The 5,369-nt window shown below is 74.4% G+C and carries 6 protein-coding genes; 4 read left to right on the top strand and 2 right to left on the bottom strand.

Features of this window, described 5'->3' with window-relative positions; genetic code table 11:
- Positions 1 to 566, bottom strand: a 566-nt coding sequence (locus A6Q79_RS13565; RefSeq protein WP_317698617.1) for a hypothetical protein, incomplete at its 3' end; no start/stop codon positions are given.
- Between the two features lie 69 nt (positions 567 to 635).
- On the opposite strand from A6Q79_RS13565, the gene A6Q79_RS13570 reads away from it, so the two are divergent.
- The 4 genes from A6Q79_RS13570 to A6Q79_RS13585 all read left to right on the top strand — a co-directional run bounded on the left by A6Q79_RS13570 (position 636) and on the right by A6Q79_RS13585 (position 4,505).
- Positions 636 to 1,868: a DUF6350 family protein gene (locus A6Q79_RS13570; RefSeq protein ID WP_286690087.1), complete on the top strand. Its 1,233-nt coding sequence runs from the start codon at positions 636 to 638 to the stop codon at positions 1,866 to 1,868.
- The gene (gene purN, locus A6Q79_RS13575; RefSeq protein ID WP_286690088.1) at positions 1,768 to 2,409 is read left to right on the top strand and encodes a phosphoribosylglycinamide formyltransferase; all 642 of its coding nucleotides are present in this window, start codon (positions 1,768 to 1,770) and stop codon (positions 2,407 to 2,409) included. Before A6Q79_RS13570 ends, purN begins: the two co-directional genes overlap by 101 nt.
- Complete coding sequence (purH, locus tag A6Q79_RS13580; protein WP_286690089.1) at positions 2,406 to 3,962, top strand: bifunctional phosphoribosylaminoimidazolecarboxamide formyltransferase/IMP cyclohydrolase; 1,557 nt, start codon at positions 2,406 to 2,408, stop codon at positions 3,960 to 3,962. The genes purN and purH overlap by 4 nt, the downstream gene beginning before the upstream one ends.
- A 117-nt stretch (positions 3,963 to 4,079) precedes the next feature.
- Positions 4,080 to 4,505, top strand: a complete 426-nt coding sequence (locus A6Q79_RS13585) for a GNAT family N-acetyltransferase (RefSeq protein WP_286690090.1) — start codon at positions 4,080 to 4,082, stop codon at positions 4,503 to 4,505.
- Between the two features lie 82 nt (positions 4,506 to 4,587).
- Here the strand turns inward: A6Q79_RS13585 and A6Q79_RS13590 are convergent, their stop codons facing one another.
- The gene (locus A6Q79_RS13590; protein ID WP_083516238.1) at positions 4,588 to 5,205 is read right to left on the bottom strand and encodes a TetR/AcrR family transcriptional regulator; all 618 of its coding nucleotides are present in this window, start codon (positions 5,203 to 5,205) and stop codon (positions 4,588 to 4,590) included.
- Between the last annotated feature and the right edge of the window lie 164 nt (positions 5,206 to 5,369).

Here is a 5,369-nt window from a genome sequence, read left to right on the forward strand (position 1 = left end):
GCGGCCACCAGCAGCACCGTGTTGCGCTGACCGCCGCGGCGCGCGGTCGTGCGCACCTCGTCGGCCGCGGGCATGCTCAGCTGGCCGGTGACCGACCCGAGCGCCTTCAGGCGGGTCTCGAGCTCCTCCAGCGAGAGACCGAGCCGTCGCTCGAGGCCGTCGAGCGCGGTCGTGACGACCTCGATGCCCTCCTCGGCCCCGACGCCCACCTCGCGCGAGGCCTGGTCGAGGTCGGTGTCGCCGAGGGTCAGCAGCACGATCAGCCGGCGGTCGTCGACGGGGAGGTCGTGCAGCGCGTCGAGCAGCGCGGTGTCGGCGTCCTCCTCGTGGCGACGGCGCAACGGGTGGGTGCCGCGGCTGACGGCGGTGAGCTTCCACGCCTCCGTCCGCACGTAGGCGAGCGGGTCGCGCTGACGGATCTTCGTCCAGTTCCGCCAGGCCCGTCGGTAGGCGTCGACCGTGGCCTCCTGGGCCACCTGACGGTCGCCGGACATGGCGTACACGGCACGCAGGCAGGTGGCGGAGGTGGCCTCGTAGAAGCTCGTGAACTCGTCGGCGCGGGTCATCGAGCTGCCTCCTCGGGGATGTCGGCGTGGCTGGTCGGAACGTCATGACCTTACCGGGAGGATGGTCGGGTGAACTCGACCGTCACGACCCCACCCCTGCGTCCGGGTGTCCTCACCGCCGGGGTCTCGGCGCTCGTCGCGCTCGTCGTCGGGTCCGGCGTGGCCCTCCTGGCGGGGGTCGGGCTGGTGTCGGCGCTGCGCACCGGCGCCCGGTCGTGGCTCGTGCTGCAGGGTGCGGGCATCGAGCTGCAGGGCACGACCCTGGGCCTCGTGCCGCTCGGCGGCGTGCTGTTCTGCGGTGCTCTCACGGCGCGGGTCGCGCGGGCGATGACCCCGGCACCCGTCGAGTCGCCGGGTGCCTTCGCGGCCACCGTCGCGGGGACGAGCGGCGTGGTGGCCGCAGTGCTCGCGAGCGTCTCGAGCACGCCGGAGATCGTCGTCAACCCGGCACGCGCCGCGGCCGCGGTCTTCGTCGTGACGGGGGTGTCGGCGGCGCTGGGCGCCACGATGCACCACGGACGGGCCGGCGACCTCTGGCCCGCGCCCTGGCGACGTCCGGAGGTGCGCGGCGCGGTCTTCGCCGGCGCGCGCGGCGCGGCCGTGCTGCTCGCCGCGGCGGGCGTCGTCGTGGTGACGCTGCTCGTGCGCCACGTCGAGCGCGCCGGACAGCTGTGGGCCCTGCTCGACCCGGGCGCCTCGGGCACCCCCGCCCTGGCCGCGATCTGCCTGCTCGCGGTGCCGACGATGGTCGCCTGGACCGCCTCGGTGCTGCTCGGGCCCGGGTTCGTGCTGGGGACGCAGACGTCCGTCGACCTCGCGGGTGCCCAGCTCGGCCCCGTCCCGGGGCTGCCGGTCCTGGCCGCGCTGCCGTCTCCCGGCACCTTCGGCGACTGGGTCGTGGTGCTGGGACTCGTCCCGGTGCTCGCCGGTCTCGTCGCGGGCTGGACCGTGCGCGCCGGTGCCGAGGCGCCGTTCGGACTGTCCGACCGGCCGGTGCTGGGCCGCAGCCTGCTCGGTCTCGCCGCAGGTGCGGCGGGTGGCGTCGTGGTCGGCGTGCTGGTCGGCGCGTCCGGCGGTGCCGTCGGTCCCGGACGACTGGCCGACGCAGGGCCGCCCGCCCTGACACCGCTGCTGGTCGCCGTGCCCGTGATGGCCGTGGGCGGTGCGCTCGGCGCGCTCGCGGCGCACTATCGTGACGCCCGTGCCCTCCGCCCCGAGCCCGACGCCGACGCGCGCCCGACTCGTCGTCCTCGTCTCCGGCTCCGGCACCAACCTCCAGGCGCTGATCGACGCGACGGCTGACCCGGCCTACGGCGCCGAGGTCGTCGCCGTCGGTGCCGACCGTGACGGCATCGAGGGCCTCGCGCGGGCGGAACGGGCCGCGATCCCGACGTTCGTCGAGAAGCTCGCGGACCACCCGGACCGCGAGGCCTGGGACGCCGCCCTGACCGCTCAGGTGGCGGCGCACGAGCCCGACCTGGTCGTCCTCGCCGGGTTCATGAAGCTGGCCGGTCCGCACTTCCTCGGACGCTTCGGTGGCCGGACGCTGAACACCCACCCCGCGCTGTCGCCGTCGTTCCCCGGCATGCACGGCCCGCGCGACGCCCTGGAGTACGGCGTCAAGATCACCGGCGCGACCCTGTTCGTCGTCGACGCGGGTGTCGACACCGGCCCGATCGTCGCGCAGGTGGCGGTGCCGGTGCTGCCCGACGACGACGTCGCCTCCCTCCACGAACGCATCAAGACCAGCGAGCGCCGCATGCTCGTCGACTCCGTCGGCGAGCTGGCCCGGCGCGGCTTCACCCTGACCGACCGCACCCTCACGCTCGGAGACCCCGCATGAGCACTCGACCGATCCAGCGCGCCCTCGTCTCGGTGTACGACAAGACCGGACTGGAGGACCTCGCCCGTGCGCTGCACGCGGCCGGCGTGTCCCTCGTCTCCACGGGCTCGACGGCCCGCACGATCGAGGCCGCAGGCGTGCCGGTGACGCCCGTCGAGGAGGTGACCGGCTTCCCCGAGTGCCTCGACGGACGCGTGAAGACGCTCCACCCGCGGGTGCACGCCGGCATCCTCGCCGACACGCGGCTCGAGGCCCACGTGGCGCAGCTCGCCGAGCTCGGCGTCGAGCCGTTCGACCTGGTCGTCGTCAACCTCTACCCGTTCCGCGAGACGGTCGCCTCGGGTGCGACGCCCGACGAGTGCGTCGAGCAGATCGACATCGGCGGTCCGTCGATGGTGCGGGCCGCGGCCAAGAACCACCCGAGCGTGGCCATCGTGACGTCGCCCGACGCGTACGGCGACGTCGAGGCCGCGCTGGCCGCCGGCGGCTTCACGCTGGAGCAGCGTCGCCGGCTCGCCGCCCAGGCGTTCGCGCACACCGCTGCCTACGACGTGGCCGTCGCCGAGTGGTTCGCCGCCGGGGGAGCGGGCGAGGGGTCGGCCGACGGCGACTGGCCCGCCTTCGCGGGCACGGCGCTGCAGCGCCAGGCGGTCCTGCGCTACGGGGAGAACCCGCACCAGGGTGCGGCGCTGTACAGCGACGGCACCGGCGGCCTGGCCGCCGCCGAGCAGCTGCACGGCAAGGAGATGAGCTACAACAACTACGTCGACACCGACGCCGCGCGGCGCGCCGCCTACGACCACGACGCGCCCGCGGTCGCGATCATCAAGCATGCCAACCCGTGCGGGATCGCCGTCGGCGCCGACGTGGCCGAGGCCCACGCCCGCGCGCACGCCTGCGACCCGGTCTCGGCGTTCGGCGGCGTGATCGCCACCAACCGGCCCGTCTCGGTCGCGATGGCCGAGCAGGTCGCCGAGGTCTTCACCGAGGTCGTCGTCGCGCCCGACTACGAGCCGGGGGCCGTCGAGGTGCTGCAGGGCAAGAAGAACATCCGCATCCTGCGCGCCGAAGGTGCCGACCGCGCCACGCACGAGGTGCGCGAGATCTCCGGCGGCGCGCTCGCCCAGCAGCGCGACCTGGTCGACGCGCCGGGCGACGACGTGTCCGGCTGGACGCTCGTGGCGGGGGAGCCGGCCGACGAGGCCACGCTCGCCGACCTCGCCTTCGCCTGGACCGCCGTGCGCGCGGTCAAGTCGAACGCCATCCTGCTGGCCCACGACGGTGCCTCCGTGGGCATCGGCATGGGTCAGGTCAACCGGGTCGACTCCTGCCGCCTGGCCGTGGAGCGGGCCGGGGAGGACCGCGCCCGTGGCTCCGTGGCCGCGTCCGACGCCTTCTTCCCGTTCGCCGACGGCCCGCAGATCCTCATCGACGCCGGGGTGCGGGCGATCGTCCAGCCCGGCGGGTCGATGCGCGACGACGAGACCATCGCGGCGGCCCAGGCGGCGGGCGTCACGATGTACGTCACGGGCACCCGGCACTTCTTCCACTGAGCCTCTGCACGAGGGCCCCGTGACCAGTCGGTCGCGGGGCCCTCGTGCGTCGAGACGCGGGGCGTGGCGCCCGGGCTCGGGCCTGGACGCTGCGGACGGCTGTGGCAGGGTCGGGCCATGGACGACGTGAGCGTGCGGAACGCCACCGCGGCCGACGTGGACGACCTCCTCGAGCTCTGGTCGCGCGCAGGTGAGAACGCCTCGCGGCCGGACGACCGCCCCGACCTCGTGCACGCCCTCATCGAGCACGACTCCGAGGCCGTCCTGCTCGCCGAGCTGGACGGCCGGGTCGTCGCCACGATCATCGGCGGTTGGGACGGCTGGCGCGCCAACCTCTACCGCCTCGCCGTCGACCCGGCGTGCCGTGGCCAGGGCCTGGGTCGTCGCATGGTCGAGCTCGCGGAGGAGCGCCTGCGCCGTCTCGGGGCCGAGCGCGTCTGCGCCATGGTCCTCGACGACAACGAGGAGGGCCGTGGCCTGTGGCGCGCGTGCGGCTACGCACCGCAGGACGACTGGAGCCGGTGGGTCAAGCAGGCGCGCTGACGTTTCCGGGCCACGGCGGGGCAGCCCCGCCGTGGCCCGAGACGCCGTCTCGACACAGCCGCGGGACGACCGGGTGAGCGGCTCAGTCCTGCTGCGGCAGCGCGCGTCGCACCAGCTCGACCACGTGGCCGTGCAGCAGCGCGAGGACGCCGTCGAGACCGATCTCGCGGTCGGCGGCGGCCACGAGTGCCCCGGAGTAGAGCAGGCTGGCGCCGCGGGTCACCTCGACGGGGTCGGGCGCGCCCGTGGCGGCGACGATCGCGACCTGGCTGCCGAAGCACGCGTCGCGCATGGCGTGCACCGCCTCCCGCAGATGGGGTCGGGCGAGCGAGGCCAGGTAGACGTTCAGGTAGTGCGACGGGCGGTCGGGGGACAGCGTGCGCATCGGCGCGGTGAAGCGGTCCGCGGCCTCCTCGGGCGAGAGGCTCGTCCCGGCCTCGGGCACGAGTGCGGCCCACTCGTCGGTCCAGTGGGTGAGTGCCTCGCCGAACATGACGTCGACCAGCTGGTCGATCGAGGCGAAGTAGTACGACACCGTCGCGAGCGGCACCTGCGCGGCCTCGCTGACGGAACGGTGGGTGACGGCCTTGGTGCCGCCCTCCTCGAAGAGCTGTGCGGCGGCGGCGACGAGCTGGTCGCGGCGCACTCGGCTCCGCTCCTGGCTCAGACGTGCGCGGCCTCCGGGTACTGCCTCAGGCATGATTCTCTGTCTTTCGCGTGCGGGGTCCCCCTGGTGAACCCGCCCAGCGTAGTCAAGGGTTCAACTTCTCGCTGATGATCTGGGCAACCCCGTCGGGCCCGGCCAGCTCGGCCGCGACGACGCTGACGACCAGGGTGGCGATCCACAGCGGCCAGAAGTCGACC

The organism is Aeromicrobium sp. REDSEA-S32_B7 (assembly GCF_001626145.1).
GTDB classification, from domain to species: domain Bacteria; phylum Actinomycetota; class Actinomycetes; order Propionibacteriales; family Nocardioidaceae; genus Aeromicrobium; species Aeromicrobium erythreum.